14 protein-coding genes are annotated in these 15,257 nt (G+C 71.4%); 8 read left to right on the forward strand and 6 right to left on the reverse strand.

The annotated features are described in order from the left end of the window. The first annotated feature begins 43 nt into the window (after positions 1-43). The gene (locus ASD48_RS04205; protein ID WP_057600994.1) at positions 44-1,489 is read left to right on the forward strand and encodes an MFS transporter; all 1,446 of its coding nucleotides are present in this window, start codon (positions 44-46) and stop codon (positions 1,487-1,489) included. Here ASD48_RS04205 and ASD48_RS04210 read toward each other — a convergent pair. Continuing rightward, entirely contained in the window at positions 1,479-2,531 is a 1,053-nt protein-coding gene (locus ASD48_RS04210; protein WP_057599969.1) for a helix-turn-helix transcriptional regulator, read from the reverse strand. The genes ASD48_RS04205 and ASD48_RS04210 overlap by 11 nt on opposite strands. A 101-nt stretch (positions 2,532-2,632) precedes the next feature. Here ASD48_RS04210 and ASD48_RS04215 point away from each other — a divergent pair, with 101 nt between their 5' ends. Together ASD48_RS04215 and ASD48_RS04220 are read left to right on the forward strand one after the other, a co-directional pair. Next, a complete protein-coding gene (locus tag ASD48_RS04215; RefSeq protein ID WP_057599970.1) occupies positions 2,633-4,063 on the forward strand; it encodes an MFS transporter in 1,431 nt (476 codons plus the stop codon). 114 nt (positions 4,064-4,177) lie between these two features. After that, complete coding sequence (locus ASD48_RS04220; RefSeq protein ID WP_020132980.1) at positions 4,178-4,396, forward strand: hypothetical protein; 219 nt, start codon at positions 4,178-4,180, stop codon at positions 4,394-4,396. 66 nt (positions 4,397-4,462) lie between these two features. Here the strand turns inward: ASD48_RS04220 and ASD48_RS04225 are convergent, their stop codons facing one another. After that, entirely contained in the window at positions 4,463-5,749 is a 1,287-nt protein-coding gene (locus ASD48_RS04225) for an MFS transporter (RefSeq protein WP_057599971.1), read from the reverse strand. 134 nt (positions 5,750-5,883) lie between these two features. Between ASD48_RS04225 and ASD48_RS04230 the strand changes: the two genes are divergently transcribed. Then, positions 5,884-6,819, forward strand: a complete 936-nt coding sequence (locus ASD48_RS04230; protein WP_057599972.1) for a LysR family transcriptional regulator — start codon at positions 5,884-5,886, stop codon at positions 6,817-6,819. 11 nt (positions 6,820-6,830) lie between these two features. Here ASD48_RS04230 and ASD48_RS04235 read toward each other — a convergent pair whose 3' ends face one another. Genes ASD48_RS04235 through ASD48_RS04245 form a run of 3 tightly spaced genes read right to left on the reverse strand, consistent with a single transcriptional unit; the run spans position 6,831 to position 9,419 of the window. Further along, positions 6,831-7,787, reverse strand: coding sequence for a UTP--glucose-1-phosphate uridylyltransferase (locus ASD48_RS04235; RefSeq protein ID WP_057599973.1), 957 nt, complete (start codon positions 7,785-7,787; stop codon positions 6,831-6,833). Further along, positions 7,787-8,383, reverse strand: a complete 597-nt coding sequence (locus ASD48_RS04240; protein ID WP_057599974.1) for a TetR family transcriptional regulator — start codon at positions 8,381-8,383, stop codon at positions 7,787-7,789. The genes ASD48_RS04235 and ASD48_RS04240 overlap by 1 nt, the downstream gene beginning before the upstream one ends. A 25-nt stretch (positions 8,384-8,408) precedes the next feature. Beyond that, a complete protein-coding gene (locus ASD48_RS04245; RefSeq protein WP_057599975.1) occupies positions 8,409-9,419 on the reverse strand; it encodes an aldo/keto reductase in 1,011 nt (336 codons plus the stop codon). 239 nt (positions 9,420-9,658) lie between these two features. Between ASD48_RS04245 and ASD48_RS04250 the strand changes: the two genes are divergently transcribed. Beyond that, positions 9,659-10,771 carry an endonuclease/exonuclease/phosphatase family protein gene (locus tag ASD48_RS04250; RefSeq protein ID WP_057599976.1) on the forward strand — a complete coding sequence of 371 codons (1,113 nt, stop codon included), beginning with the start codon at positions 9,659-9,661 and terminating at the stop codon, positions 10,769-10,771. A gap of 177 nt (positions 10,772-10,948) precedes the next feature. On the opposite strand, the gene ASD48_RS04255 is transcribed toward ASD48_RS04250, so the two are convergent. After that, positions 10,949-12,331 carry a glycine--tRNA ligase gene (locus ASD48_RS04255; RefSeq protein WP_057599977.1) on the reverse strand — a complete coding sequence of 461 codons (1,383 nt, stop codon included), beginning with the start codon at positions 12,329-12,331 and terminating at the stop codon, positions 10,949-10,951. Between the two features lie 173 nt (positions 12,332-12,504). Between ASD48_RS04255 and ASD48_RS04260 the strand changes: the two genes are divergently transcribed. Genes ASD48_RS04260 through ASD48_RS04270 form a run of 3 tightly spaced genes read left to right on the forward strand, consistent with a single transcriptional unit; the run spans position 12,505 to position 15,205 of the window. Beyond that, complete coding sequence (locus ASD48_RS04260; RefSeq protein WP_057599978.1) at positions 12,505-13,464, forward strand: metal ABC transporter substrate-binding protein; 960 nt, start codon at positions 12,505-12,507, stop codon at positions 13,462-13,464. A 17-nt stretch (positions 13,465-13,481) separates the two neighbouring features. Then, a complete protein-coding gene (locus ASD48_RS04265) occupies positions 13,482-14,303 on the forward strand; it encodes a metal ABC transporter ATP-binding protein (protein ID WP_057599979.1) in 822 nt (273 codons plus the stop codon). Continuing rightward, on the forward strand, positions 14,303-15,205 hold the full coding sequence (locus ASD48_RS04270; RefSeq protein ID WP_057599980.1) for a metal ABC transporter permease: 903 nt from the start codon (positions 14,303-14,305) through the stop codon (positions 15,203-15,205). Before ASD48_RS04265 ends, ASD48_RS04270 begins: the two co-directional genes overlap by 1 nt. Positions 15,206-15,257 lie beyond the last annotated feature (52 nt).

Below are 15,257 nucleotides of genomic sequence, written 5' to 3' on the forward strand. Positions count from 1 at the left end.
CATTAGTTAGGCGCACTATTGATATCGGCGTACGATGATCCGCATGCCCGAGCTCAGCCCCCGCCGACGTCTGCTGGTTCTCGCGATCTGCTGCATGAGCCTGCTGATCGTGAGTCTCGACGTCACCGTTCTCAATGTCGCCCTGCCCGCGATGCAGAGCGATCTGCACGCCTCCACCGCCGGCCTCCAGTGGACGATCGACGCCTACACGCTCGTGCTGGCCGTGCTGCTGATGCTCGCGGGATCGACCGCCGACCGGATCGGCCGCAAGAAGGTCTTCATGGCCGGGCTGGTCGTGTTCACGATCGGCTCGCTGCTGTGCTCGCTCGCCCCGAACCTGGAGCTGCTGATCGCGGCCCGGATGGTGCAGGCGGTCGGCGGATCCATGCTGAACCCGGTCGCCATGTCGATCATCACCAACACGTTCACCGACCCCCGCGAGCGGGCCCGCGCCATCGGGGTGTGGGGCGCGGTGGTGGGCATCTCGATGGCCGCTGGCCCACTGCTGGGCGGGCTCCTGGTGGAGTCCGTCGGCTGGCGGTCGATCTTCTGGCTCAACCTGCCGATCGGCCTGGTCGCCCTGCTGGCGACACTGAGGTACGTCCCCGAGTCCCGCGCGCCGAAGGCCCGCCGCCCCGACCCGGTCGGCCAGTTGCTGGTCATCGCCCTGTTCGGCCCCCTCACCTACGCGATCATCGAGGCACCGGAGGCGGGCGCCTCGACCAGCCTCCCCTTCGCCGCGGTGGCGCTGGCCGCGCTCATCGGCCTGCTCCTGTACGAGCCCCGGCGCGCCGAACCCCTCGTCGACCTGCGCTTCTTCCGGTCCGTCCCGTTCAGCGGGGCCACCGTGGTCGCGGTCGCCGCGTTCGCCGCGCTGGGCGGCTTCCTCTTCCTGTCCACGCTGTACCTCCAGAACGTCCGGGGCCTCGACGCCCTGCACGCGGGGCTGTGGATGCTGCCCATGGCCGTGCCGATGTTCCTGTGCGCCCCGCTGTCCGGACGGCTGGTCGGCAGCCGGGGACCGCGGCTGCCGCTGCTCGTCTCGGGCGCCGCGATCACGACGAGCGGGCTGCTGTTCGCCGTCTTCGAGGCGGAGACGTCCGACGTGACGCTGTTCCTCGGGTATGTGCTCTTCGGCGTGGGCTTCGGGTTCGTGAACGCGCCGATCACGAACACGGCGGTGTCCGGTATGCCGCGCGGTCAGGCGGGCGTCGCGGCGGCGGTCGCCTCCACCAGCCGCCAGCTGGGCCAGACGCTGGGCGTCGCGGTGATCGGCGCGGTCCTCGCGACGGGCGTGAGCACCTCGGCGTACCGCGACACCTTCGTCTCCGCCGCCGTCCCCGGCTGGTGGATCCTCACCGGCTGCGGTGCCGTCGTACTCGTCCTGGGCGCCGTGACCACCGGGCCCTGGGCCCGGCGGACGGCGGAGCGGACCGCGCGACGCCTGGAGTCGCCGGAGGTCCGGGAGGCGGCGGGCCTCAGCGCCTGACCCCGCGCCGCACGGCCCCGGCGCCCCCGGCAATCTCCGCGGTTCCCGCGCGCTCCGCGGCCCCGGCGCTTCCCCCGCTCTCCGCGGAGGCGGTCCGCGCGAACGCGTACAGCTTCTCCAGCCGCTCCCGCGTCACCTCGTCCGCCGGCGCGTACGTCACCAGCCGCGCCCCGAGTTCCGGGCTCAGCCAGAGGTCGGTGTGGGTGAGGTCGAGAAGGCCGACGTGCGGGTTGCGGAACTGCTTGGTCTTGCTGCGGGTCGCGACCACCTCGTAGCGCTCCCAGTTCTCGCGGAACTCCGGGGACTCCGACTGGAGCCGCTTGACCAGCATCTTCCAGGCGGGCTCGGTGAGATGGCCGGCCATGGAGGCGCGGAGCTTCGCCGCCATCAGGCGCATGGTCTCGTCGAGGTGGACGACCGACTCGCGCCACTGCGGATGGGTGTGGACGAGGATCATGCAGTTGCGGTCCTCGGGCGGGATCGCGTCGAGGTCGCAGAGCAGACGGGCGTAGGTGCGGTTGTAGGCCAGGATGTCGTAGCGGCTGTTCTGGACGCAGGCCGGCAGCGGGTCGAGCTGGTCGAGCACCTCGCGGACGGCGTCGGTGATTCCGGTGCACGACGAGGCGGGGGTCGGGTCGGTCGCGGCGGCCAGCTGGAAGAGATGCGCCCGTTCGCTCGGGTCGAGCAGCAGGGTGCGGGCGAGGGCGTCGAGGACCTGGACCGAGACCTGGATGTCCCTGGACTGTTCGAGCCAGGTGTACCAGGTGACGCCCACCGCCGAGAGATGGGCGACCTCCTCGCGGCGCAGCCCCGGGGTGCGGCGGCGCGCTCCGCGCGGGAGACCCACCTGCTCGGGCGTGATCCGCTCGCGGCGGCTGCGCAGGAAGGCGGCCAGCTCGTGGCGCCGGATCTCCGAGCCACCGGTCCCGCGCGCCTCGCGGACCTCCCCCGCCTCGCGGACCTCCCCCGCCTCGCGGTTCCGCTGGGCCTCGCGGAGCCCCTGAGCCTCGCGCGCGCGTGTTTCCTGGGCCATCGTCGTCATGCCTCCAGCGTGCGGCCGCCCGGACCCTGTTGCCAGGTACTCCTTCTACCAGGATAAGAAGCATCTGGTACCCGTCTGGGCGGCGGCGCAGGCTCGGGAGCGTGACTGAAACCATCGCCACCCCAGCCGCCGCACGGACGGCCGCGGCGCCCCGCGCGCTCGGCCCGCTCGGGCTGTTCACCGTGCTGCTCGGCGCGGCACTGCCCCTGATCGACTTCTTCATCGTCAACGTCGCGCTGCCCACCATGGGCCGGGATCTCGCCGCGAGCGAGTCCGTCCTCGAACTCGTCGTCGCCGGGTACGGGCTCGCGTACGCCGTGCTGCTCGTGCTGGGCGGCCGGCTCGGTGACCTGTTCGGCCGGCGCCGGCTCTTCCTCGGCGGCATGGCCGCGTTCGGCCTGACCTCGCTGGCCTGCGGACTCGCGCCGGACGCGTGGTCGCTGGTCGCGGCGCGGGTCGCGCAGGGCGCGTCGGCCGCCGCGATGGTTCCGCAGGTGCTGGCGACCATCCAGTCGTCCACCGAGGGGCCGCGCCGGGCCAAGGCGATGAGCCTGTACGGCGCGACCGCCGGGCTGTCCATGGTCGCGGGCCAGATCCTGGGCGGTGTGCTCGTCGCCGCGGACCTCGCCGGCAGCGGCTGGCGGTCCGTGTTCCTGGTGAACGTCCCGGTCGTGGTCGTCGGGCTCGTGCTGGCCGTCCGTACCGTCCCGGAGACGCGCTCGCAGCGCCCCGAGCCCGCGGACGGACCCGGCACCGTGCTCCTCGCCGCCGCCCTGCTGACGCTGCTCGCCCCGCTCACCGAGGGTCGGGCGGCGGGCTGGCCGCTGTGGACGTGGCTGTCGCTGGCCGCGTTCCCGCTCGTGACGGGCGCGTTCCTCGCGGTGGAGCGGCGGGCCGACCGGCAGGGCCGTACCCCGCTGGTGCCGCCGAGCCTGTTCGCGCTCACCACGCTGCGGCGCGGACTGACGATCATGGTGCCGTTCGCGATCGGCTTCAGCGGGTTCATGTTCGTCGTCGCCGTGGCGCTCCAGAGCGGGGCGGGGCTGGGCCCGGTGCCGGCCGGTCTGGCGCTCGCGCCGATGGCCCTGGCCTTCTTCCTCGTCTCGCTGGCCGGACCACGGCTGGTGACGCGGTTCGGGGCCCGGGTGGTCACCGCGGGCTCGGTGGTGCAGGGCGTGGGTGTCGTCCTCATCCTGCTGGCGGTGCGCGCCGACTGGCCGGACATCGGCTTCGTCGAGCTGCTGCCGGGCGCGGCGGTCGCCGGTGCGGGGCAGGCTCTCCAGCTGCCCGTCGTCATGCGGATCGTGATGTCCGAGGTGCCGCCGGCCCGCGCGGGCGTCGGCAGCGGGGTGATGGTGACCACCCAACAGGCCTCGCTGGCGCTGGGTGTGGCCACTCTCGGCACCCTGTTCCTGTCCCTGGTACCGGGGATGGGCATGCGGGACGCCCTGGTCACCACGTTGGCCGTGCAGTTGGGCGGGGTCGTCGTGACGGGACTGCTGAGCCTGCGGCTGCCGCGCGGGGTGGGGTGACGGCGGTGCCCCGGACCGGCCTCGGGAACGGCTTGGTCAACTCGACCGGACGAAACCCCTGTTGATGTTGGTATTGCTGCACACTCCTTGCTGGCCGGGATTTCGGGAGGCGTGGTGCTGGAGATCAACACGAGCAAGGTCAGCCGCTGGGACCAGCACGGGCGGGAGCATGTCGTCAGAGTGCGTCGCGCGGGAGTGCAGCGCACGATCAGATGTGACACCTGCGGCTGGCGCAAGGGGGCGCAGTTCCTGCCCTGGCTGAAGGCCGAGGAACACCTCGCCGAGGCACATCAGGCGACGGTGGACCCCTCGGAGGGCCGCGAGCCGCGATGACTTTCGGCCGCCCCGGGGGGGCATGGGGACGACGAAGGGAAAACGCCCGCGAACTCACCGGGGCCGTCAAACACGGTTCGGTGGTCGCTCCGGCTCCGGCCTTGTCTCCTGCCCCTGCCGCGGTCCGGGCTCCGGCTCGATAAGGCGCGCCATCCCGCCCCGCGGCAGCAGCAGCGGGGTGGCCAGCAGGAGCACTCCGGCCAGGCCGACGGCCGTACGCGGGCCGAGCAGGCCGCCGAGCAGGCCCCAGACGGCGGTCAGGAGCGCGGTCGTCGCCTTGGTGGTCACCGCCCAGGCGGACAGTGTGCGGGTGACCCGGCCGGTGGGGGTGCGCTCGAGGCGGTAGGTGGCGTACACGGGGTTGAAGACCCCGCAGCAGAAGATGAGCCCGAGTTCGACGCCCACCACCAGCAGCAGCCCGCCGGTGCCCGGTCCGAGGAACGCCAGGCCGACGGGCCAGATCGCGCGCAGCACCCCCGACCCGACCAGAATCCGGTGCTGCCCGAACCGGGTGACGAGGGGTCGGGCCAGCCGTGAACCGAGCAGCCCGCCGATCGCGGGTGCGGCGAACGCGAGGCCGTACTGCCACGGTGTGAAGCCGAGCCTGCCGAGCATCAGTACGGCCAGCAGCGGCTGGGTGGCCATCACCAGGCCGTTGAAGAGGGCGGTGTTGAGGAACAGGGGACGCAGCGCCGCGTCGGCGAGGATGTACCGCCAGCCGTCGAGCAGGTCCCCGGCCCGCATCCGCGTGACCTCCCGGCCCTCGGCCGGCGTCTCGTGCCCGCCCATCGCGCGCAGGCCGAGGGCCGAGAGCAGGTAGCTGACCGCATCGGCCACCACTGTCGCCACCGGACCGAGGAGCCCGATCGCCACGCCGCCCAGCGGCGGGCCGATGATCGTGGTCGTCCAGGTGGTGGACTCGAACCGGGCGTTGGCCACGAGCAGGTCCTCGGCCGGCAGCAGTGTCTTCAGATAGGCGCCGGAGGCGGCGCGGAAGGTGATGTCGGCCGCCGCGACGACCACCGAGACCAGCAGGAGCTGGAGGAAGCCGAGGACGCCGAACGCGTACGCGGCGGGGATCGTCAGCAGCGCCGCGCACCGCACCAGGTCCGTCGCGATCAGCACCGGCCGCTTGCGGCGGAACTCCACCCACGGGCCGAGCGGCACCGCCACGACCGCGCCCACCGCGGCCCCCGCGGAGGCGAGCGCGGCGACCTCGGCGGGTCCGGCGTCGAGCACCTGGACCGCGATCAGCGGGAAGGCGCCGAAGGCCAGCCAGGTGCCGAGCGCGCTGGTTGCGTACGCTCCCCAGAGCCACGCGAACCGCCGCCCCAGCCGATGCCCGCTTCTCATGCCCGCCGCTCCCCGCCCCTCATCCGCACAACCGATCCGCGTCCAAAGGCATCAAAGCGAGCACCCCGACCGGGGATCAAACAACCGCGGGACCGCTCGACCACAACCATCGGTTGTATCCCTAGGGTGTCGCCATGGATCTCGACACCGTCCGGACCTTCGTCGTCGCCGCCGACGCGGGGCAGTTCCAGGAGGCCGCCGCCGAGCTGGCGATCACCCAGCAGGCCGTCTCCAAGCGCATCGCCGCGCTGGAGCGCAGCCTCGGGGTGCGGCTGTTCACCCGCACCCCGCGCGGCGCCGAGCTCACCATCGACGGGCAGGCCTTCCTGCCCCACGCACGCGAGCTGCTGCGCGTCACCGAGCGCGCGGTCGCGTCCGTGCGCACCGGCCACCGTCCGCTGCGCGTCGACGTGATCGCCTCGCGCGGCGCGGCGACGGGCCTGATGCGCGGCTTCCACCGCGCCCACCCCGAGATCGACCTCGACGTGGTGATGCTGTTCGACATCGAGACGGCCGTCGCCGCCATCCGGTCCGGTGCGATCGACGCGTCCTTCCGCGCCGTCGCCGCGCCCGGGCGGGCGCTGCCCGAGGACATCGCGTCCGTCCGGGTGCTCGACGAGCCGCTCCAGCTCCTCACCGGCTCCGCCCACGCGCTGGCGGGCGCCCGGTCGGTGCCGCTGGCCCAGCTCGCCGGGCACCGGATCTGGATGCCCGGTCTCGCCCCCGGAACCGAGTGGACCGCCTACTACGACGACCTCGTCGCCGAGTTCGGCCTCACCATCGAGGCGACCGGCCCCAACTTCGGCTCCGACGCCCTTCTCGACACCATCGCCGACACCCCGGCCCTGGCCACCTTCATGGGGGGACAGACCCGTCTCGTCTGGCCCTCCGGTCACGGCCTGCGCCTCATCCCGGTGACCGACCCGACACCCGTCTATCCGCACTCGCTCCTGTGGCACCGGGACAACCCCCACCCGGCGCTGGCCACCCTCCGCGCCCACCTCGACGCCACGGCGGCCGGCCACGACGCCGCCGGGACCTGGGCGCCGGGCTGGGTGCTCCCGCGTTGAACCCGCCGCGCCTACGCGGGCGGGAACCGGCTCGACCGCTCCCCGGTCGGCGCGAGGGAGGCGGCGCGGTCGCCGCGGGAGTCGAGGTCGCTGACCAGGGCCCGCAGCACCGGCCCGTACTCGGGGTGGGCCAGCGCGTGGGCCAGCTGGGCGACGAGGTAGTCGGCCGGGTTGCCGGTGTCGTACCAGCGGCCCTGGATGACCTGGCCGTACACCGCGCGGCCGCGGGCGTAGGCGTTGATGGCGTCGGTCAGGTAGATCTCACCGGTCCGGTGTTCGTACCAGCGGCGGGTCTGCTCGCGCAGTTCGTCGATGATGCCGGGGGTGACGACGTAACCGCCGATGGCCGCATAGGCCGACGGTGCCCGCGCGGGGTCGGGTTTCTCGACCAGGCCGGTGATGCGCAGGGTCCCGTCGCCGAGGTCCTCCTTGACGACGGGGACGCCGTAGCGCTGGGAGTCGGCGGGGTCCATCGGCAGCAGGGCGAGCACCGGGCAGCCGGTCTGCTCGTAGGCGCGGATCAGTTGCTGGGCGCGGGGGGTCTCGGCGACGAAGACGTCGTCGGGCCAGAGCACCAGGACCGGCTCGTCCCCGAAGGAGCGGGCGGCGTTCAGCACCGGCGTGCCGTTGCCGTACGGACCGCGCTGGTCCAGGTAGGTGATATGGCCCTGGCGAGCCAGCTCGGCCACCTCCTCGACCGCGTCCGCGTAGGCCGTCCTGCCGTCGGCGCGGAGCTGCTCGACGAGGGCCGGGTTGGGGCGGAAGTGGTCCTGGATCAGGCTCTTGCCGCCGGATACGACGATGGTGATGTCGGTGATGCCGGAGTCCACCAGCTCGCGCACGGTGTGCTCGATCACCGGCTTGTCGCCGACGGGGAGCATCTCCTTCGGGATCGCCTTGGTGAGGGGCAGCAGCCGCGAGCCCAGACCGGCGGCGGGGATCACGGCCCGGCGGATCGTCGGGGACATCAGGCCTGCCTCCGCAGTCCGCGCAGCAGCAGGTCCACCAGCGCCGTGAAGTCCTCCTGGGCACCCGGTCGCTCCCACACCCGGTGGTAGCCGGGGTCGTGGAAGCGTCCGGTGGCCTGGAAGACGGCGCCGGCGGTGGTCCTCGGGTCGGGGACGGCGAAGTCGCCCGACGCCACTCCCGCCTCGATGATCCGGGTGAGCTGGCCGGTCAGGTCGGCGAGGTGCTCGCCGACCACCTCGCCGGTCTCCCCGGTCAGCACCATGTAGGTGGCGAACAGTTCGGGGTCGTCGCCCGCCTTGCGCCGCTTGGCCTCGAAGAGGGCCGCGAGCCAGTCGCGCAGCCGGGTCTCCGGGGCGCGGGTCGCGTCGGCGGTGATGGCGGAGAGGGTCTCGGACGTACGGTCCAGCCACCGCTTCGTGACCGCCTCGCGCAGCGCCGCCTTCGTCCGGAAGTGCCGGTAGACGCTGCCGTGACTGACACCGAGCGCGCGCGCCACGTCGACCACGGTGGCCTTGGCCGGTCCGTGGCGGCGCAGCACCTCCTCGGTCGCCTCGAGGATGCGCTCGGCGGTCAGGGTCTCGGTGGTCGGTGACATGCTCAGACCGTACCCGGAGAGCGGGTCAGCGCTCGCTGTCGAGGTGCGCCATCGCGGCGGCGGAGTAGCGGTCACCGGCGGCCGCGTCGGCCGGGACGGCGTCCTCGATCGCGGCGAGGTCGGCCGTCTCCAGGACGACGTCCAGCGCGCCCAGCGACTCCGCCAGCCGCTCCCTGGTCCGGGCGCCGACCAGCGGCACGATGTCCTCGCCCTGGGCCAGCACCCAGGCGATCGCGATCTGCGCGACGGAGACGCCCTTCTGCTCGGCGATCTTCCGCAGGGCCTCCACCAGGTTCAGGTTGTGCTGGAGGTTGTCGCCCTGGAAGCGCGGCGAGTAGAGCCGGAAGTCGTTCGCGGCGAGCTTGCGGTCGGGGGTGAAGTGCCCGGAGATCAGCCCGCGCGACAGCACGCCGTACGCGGTGATCGAGATCCCCAGCTCCCGGGTGACCGGCAGGATCGACCGCTCGATGCCGCGTGAGATCAGCGCGTACTCGATCTGGAGGTCGGCGATCGGCGCGGTGGCGGCGGCCTTGCGGATGGTCTCGGCGCCGACCTCGCTGAGGCCGATGTGCCGGACGTACCCCTTCTCGACCAGTTCGGCGATCGCGCCGACCGTCTCCTCGATCGGCACGTCGGGGTCGAGCCGGGCGATGCGGTAGACGTCGATGTGGTCGACGCCCAGGCGCTGGAGGGAGTAGGCGGCGAAGTTCTTGACGGCCGCCGGACGGCCGTCGTAGCCGCTCCAGCCGCCGTCCGGGTCGCGCAGGGCGCCGAACTTCACGCTCACCTGCGCCTGTTCGCGCCGGGCGGCGGGTGCGGAGCGCAGCGCTTCGCCGATCAGCAGTTCGTTGTGGCCCATGCCGTAGAAGTCGCCGGTGTCGAGCAGCGTCACGCCGGCCTCGAGGGCGGCGTGGATCGTCGCGATGCCCTCGGTCCGGTCCGCGTCGCCGTACAGCGCGGACATGCCCATGCAGCCGAGGCCGAGGGCGGAGACCTGAGGACCGGTGGTGCCGAGGGAACGGGTTCGCATCGTCATGCCCACCAGCCTGACATGACAGATGACAGATTTCAACATCTGTCATCTGACAGTCGTCATCCGCCGTCCGTCATCCGTCGCCTGCCATCCGTCATCCGTCATCCGTCGTCCGCCATCCGATATCTGTCCGGTCGACGGGACGGGAGGTCCGAGGACAATGAGAGATGTCGGTGCGCAGTCACCTCGGCGGCGCCTGCCGCCGGCCGAGCGGCCCTTCCGCGCCGCCATGGAGGTCTGCCATGAGCATTCGCATCGCCACCTTCAACATGGAGAACCTCTTCCGCCGACCCACGGCCTTCCGCATCAAGGATCCGGCGAAGCGCAAGGTGATCCTCGACGACTTCGCCACGCTGGCCGCCCTCCTCGATCTGAAGACGTACGGGGACAAGGACAGGACGGAGATCGAGCGGATCATCAAGAAGCACCGGGCATACGACACCGACCCGAAGGACCCGCCGCCGATCTTCGTCAACCAGCCCCGCTTCAGCGAGGAATCCAGACTGTTCAACAAGTCCGGGTCAGGAAAGAACGTCACCATCCAGGTCATCGCCGCCGGCCGCGCCTCCTGGGCGGGCTGGGCCGAACTGGGGCGGGACGATCTCGACCTGGACGCGGTGCACAACACGGGCCGGGTGGTCTCGGAGGTCGACGCCGACATCCTGCTCACCGTGGAGGTCGAGGACCGACTCACCCTGGAGCGCTTCAACACGCAGGTGCTCGCCGGGGCACTCGGGAGGCGGCCGTACCCCTACGCCCTGCTGATCGACGGCAACGACCCCCGGGGGATCGACATCGGCATCCTCAGCCGGCACCCGATCACGTCCATCCGGACCCACGTCTTCGACACCAACCCGGAACGCCCCAGCCAGCGCCTCTTCAGCCGCGACTGCCCCGAGTTCGAGATCCAGCTCAACGGCACGCCCCTGGTGATGCTCGGCAACCACCTGAAGAGCAAGTCCCAGGACGACCCGGAGCTACGGCTGGCCCAGGCGGAGCGGGTCGCGGAGATCTACCGGGCCGCACTGGAACGCACCCCGCACGTCATCGTCGCCGGGGACCTCAACGATCACCCGGACAGCGACCCGGCCGCGCTCCTGCGGGACGCCGGTCTGCGAGACGTGATGAGCCACCGCTCCTACCACGGCCTGCCCGGCACTTACGGCGAGTGCAAGAGCGAGCAGAACAAGATCGACTACCTCCTGCTGTCGCCGGAGCTGTGGCCGGAGGTGCAGCACGTGGGCCTGGAGACCCGTGGCATCTCGGCGGAGGGCATCAAGTCCTTCGACTCCGTGACCTCGCCGGTGAACGCGGCCTCGGACCACGCGGCGCTCTACACGGACGTGGACCTGTAGCCACGGACGAAGTGCCCCCGGGCCTCAGCGCCTAACGCCGGCACCCCTCGGGCGGGGTCTTCGCCGCCCCGCCCCGGACCGGGACGAGGGAGGGGTGGTGGCCGGCGGCGAATGACGAGTGCCGGGCCCCTCGTAAGGGACCCGGCACTCGTCGGGCGAGGAAGCGAGAACGCGAGGTCAGCAGCCGATCAGGCGGCCGGCGAGGTAGCTCTCGATCTGGTCGAGGGACACACGCTCCTGCTTCATCGAGTCACGCTCGCGGACGGTCACCGCGTTGTCGTCCAGGGTGTCGAAGTCGACGGTCACGCAGTACGGCGTGCCGATCTCGTCCTGGCGGCGGTAGCGGCGGCCGATGGCGCCGGCGTCGTCGAACTCGATGTTCCAGTTCTGGCGCAGCGCGGCGGCGAGGCCCTTGGCCTTGGGCGACAGCTCGGGGTTGCGGGACAGCGGCAGGACCGCGACCTTCACCGGGGCCAGACGGTGGTCGAGACGCAGGACGGTCCGCTTCTCCAGCTTGCCCTTGGCGTTGGGCGCCTCGTCCTCGATGTAGGCGTCGAGGAGGAAGGCCAGCATCGCGCGGCCGACACCGGCCGCGGGCTCGATGACGTAGGGGGTCCAGCGCTCCTGGGCCTCCTGGTCGAAGTAGGAGAGGTCCTGGCCGGAGGCCTTGGCGTGGGCGGAGAGGTCGAAGTCGGTGCGGTTGGCGACACCCTCCAGCTCGCCCCACTCGTTGCCGCCGAACTGGAAGCGGTACTCGATGTCAGCGGTGCGCTTGGAGTAGTGGGAGAGCTTCTCCTTCGGGTGGTCGTACCACCGCATGTTCTCCTCGCGCAGGCCCAGGCCGGTGTACCAGTTCCAGCGCTGCTCCATCCAGTACTCCTGCCACTTCTCGTCCTCGCCCGGCTTGACGAAGAACTCCATCTCCATCTGCTCGAACTCGCGGGTGCGGAAGATGAAGTTGCCGGGCGTGATCTCGTTGCGGAAGGACTTGCCCATCTGCGCGATGCCGAACGGCGGCTTGCGGCGCGAAGTGGTCTGCACCTGGGCGAAGTTGGTGAAGATGCCCTGGGCGGTCTCGGGGCGCAGGTAGGCGATGGAGCCGGTGTCCTGCGTGGGGCCGAGGTGGGTGGAGAGCAGACCCGAGAACTGCTTGGGCTCGGTGAACTGACCCTTGTTGCCGCAGTTGGGGCAGTTCACGTCCGCCAGGCCGTTCTCCGGCAGGCGGTGGTGCTTGGCCTCGTACGCCTCTTCCAGGTGGTCCGCGCGGAACCGCTTGTGGCAGGAGGTGCACTCGGTCAGCGGGTCGGAGAAAGTGGCGACGTGGCCGGAGGCCACCCAGACCTCGGGGGCCAGGATGACGGACGAGTCGATGCCGACCACGTCCTCGCGCGACGTCACCATGTAGCGCCACCACTGGCGCTTCAGGTTCTCCTTGAGCTCGACACCCAGCGGTCCGTAATCCCAGGCGGCCTTCTGGCCGCCGTAGATCTCACTGCACGGGAATACGAAGCCACGGCGCTTGCTCAGGCTGACGATGGTGTCGATCTTGTCGGCGGCCACGGTGCTCTCTTCATAACGACGACGGGCGGCGAAGCGAGATGCGCTTCCAGAGAAGACTTCAGGGTACCGGCGCGGACTCCCCCTCGACCAAATCGGATCCCTACCCAGACCCTTACCCAGCCGTTACCAGGCCTTGTTGACAACGGTTTCCATATTTGTTGAAAATGACTGTCATGAACGTACGACGACGACTCATATCCGGCACCGCGGTCGCGGCGGCCACCGCCCTCGGCCTCGCCACCCTCTCCGCCTGCTCCTCCGACAGCGCGGCCGCGGCCAACACGGACAAGTTCGACGTCGTCGCGTCGTTCTACCCGATGGCCTTCCTCGCCGAGCAGATAGGCGGGGACCGTGTGAACGTCACCAGCCTGACCGAGCCCGGCCAGGAGCCGCACGACCTGGAGATCAGCGCCCGGCAGACCGCCGCGCTCCAGGAGTCCGACGCGGTGCTCTACCTCAAGGACCTGCAGCCCTCCGTCGACGACGCGGTGGCCCAGTCCGAGATCAAGACGAAGATCGACGCCGCCTCCCTCACCACGCTGGAGAAGCACGGCAACGAGGTCGGCGGCCACGCGGCCGAGCACGACGACCACGAGAACGAGGAGCTGTCCGGCCTCGACCCGCACATCTGGCTCGACCCGGTGCGCTACTCCCAGGTCGCCGAGGGCGTCGGCAAGGCCTTCGAGAAGGCCGACCCGGAGCACGCGGCCGACTACAAGGCGAACACCGCGGCCCTCGTGAAGAAGCTCGACGCCCTGAACACCCGGTTCGAGGTCGGGCTCGCGAACACGAAGACCAAGGTCTTCGTCACCACGCACGCCGCCTTCGGCTACCTCGCCGAGCGCTACGGCCTGACCGAGGAGGCCATCAACGGCCTCGACCCCGAGTCGGAGCCCAGCGCCGCCCGCGTGAAGGAGCTTGAGAAGATGGCGAAGGCCGACGGCGTCACGACCGTGTTCTACGAGACGCTCGTCAGCGACAAGACGGCGAAGACCATCGCCTCCGACGCGAACCTCAAGACCGATGTCCTCGACCCGATCGAGGGCATCACGAAGAAGTCCCGGGGCACGGACTACTTCTCGGTCCAGGAGGCGAACCTCGAGGCGCTGAAGACAGCGCTGGGAACGAAGTGATCTCTACGGAGGGCGTCATGGACGCGAGCGTCACCGGCGCGAAGGCCGAGTCCGGCTCATCGGAGTCCGTCTCGTCGGAGTCCGTCATCTCCCTGCGCGGTGTCCGCGCCGAGCTGGGCTCGCGTCCGGTGCTGCGGGGCATCGACCTCACCGTGCGGCGCGGTGAGGTCGTCGCCCTGCTCGGCGCGAACGGCTCGGGCAAGTCGACCGCCGTACGCAGCGTGATCGGGCAGGTCCCGGTCACTGCCGGGGAGGTCGAGCTGTTCGGCACCCCGCAGCGCCGGTTCCGGGACTGGGCGCGGATCGGATACGTCCCGCAGCGCACGACGGCCGCCGGCGGGGTCCCGGCCACGGTGACGGAGGTCGTCTCCTCCGGCCGGCTCTCCCGCACCCGCTTCGGCGTCTTCCGCAAGGCCGACCGGGAGGCCGTACGGCACGCCCTGGACCTCGTCGGCATGGCCGACCGGGCCAGGGACAACGTCGACGCCCTCTCCGGCGGCCAGCACCAACGCGTGCTCATCGCCCGCGCCCTGGCCGCCGAACCCGAACTGCTGATCATGGACGAGCCGATGGCGGGCGTCGACCTGGCCAGCCAGGAGGTCCTGGCGCGGACGCTGAAGGACCAGGTCGCGGCCGATACGACGGTCCTCCTCGTCCTGCACGAGCTGGGCCCCCTGGAGCCCCTGATCGACCGGGCGGTCGTCCTGCGCGACGGCTGCGTCCAGCACGACGGCCCGCCCCCGCGCGCCCTCGGCCAGCACGCGCTGCCCGGCCACGACCACGTACACCCGCACGCACCCGCGGGCGCCGAACCGATCCGCACGGGACTGCTGAGCTGATGGACCTCCTGAACTACGCCTTCATGCAGCGGGCGCTGCTGGCCGCCCTCCTGGTCGGCATCACGGCCCCCGCCGTCGGCATCTACCTCGTCCAGCGCCGCCAGGCCCTCATGGGCGACGGTATCGGCCATGTCGCGATGACCGGCGTCGGCCTGGGCTTCCTGCTGTCCTGGTCCCCGGTGTGGATGGCCACCGCCATCTCGGTCCTGGGCGCGGTGACCATGGAACTGATCCGCTGGTACGGCAGGACCCGCGGCGACATCGCCCTCGCCATGCTCTTCTACGGCGGTATGGCCGGCGGCGTGATGTTCATCAACCTCGCGCCGGGCGGCTCGAACGCCAACCTGACGTCGTACCTGTTCGGCTCGCTGTCGACCGTCTCCGAGTCGGACGTCACGGCGATCTGCCTGCTCGCGGCCTTCGTGGTCGCCGTCACCCTCGGCCTGCGCCGCCAGCTCTTCGCGGTCAGCCAGGACGAGGAGTTCGCCCGGGTGACCGGCCTGCCGGTCCGCGCGCTGAACCTGCTGACGGCGATCACGGCGGCGGTCACCGTGACGGTGGCGATGCGGGTCGTGGGCCTGCTGCTGGTGTCGGCCCTGATGGTGGTCCCGGTGGCCGCGGCCCAGCAGCTCAGCCGCAGCTTCGCAGCGACCTTCGCGATCGCGGTGTCGATCGGCGTGACGGTGGCCATCGGCGGCACGGTCACCTCGTACTACCAGGACGTCCCGCCCGGTGCGACGATCGTGCTGCTGACCATCGCCGCGTTCATCGCGCTGAGCGTGCTGGCCGCGCCGCTGGCCCGCCGCCGCGCCCGCGCGCTGGCGGCGGCCCAGCCCGCCGGCGATCCGGCGGAGTGCGCGATTCCGGCCACCCGGGCGGCGGGGGACGGGGTCGGCGTCTGACCGCGCACAGCCGGTGCTGGCACAATGGCCCGGCAAGCCGCAGACGTGAGGA

The organism is Streptomyces sp. Root1310, assembly GCF_001426425.1.
GTDB lineage: Bacteria > Actinomycetota > Actinomycetes > Streptomycetales > Streptomycetaceae > Streptomyces.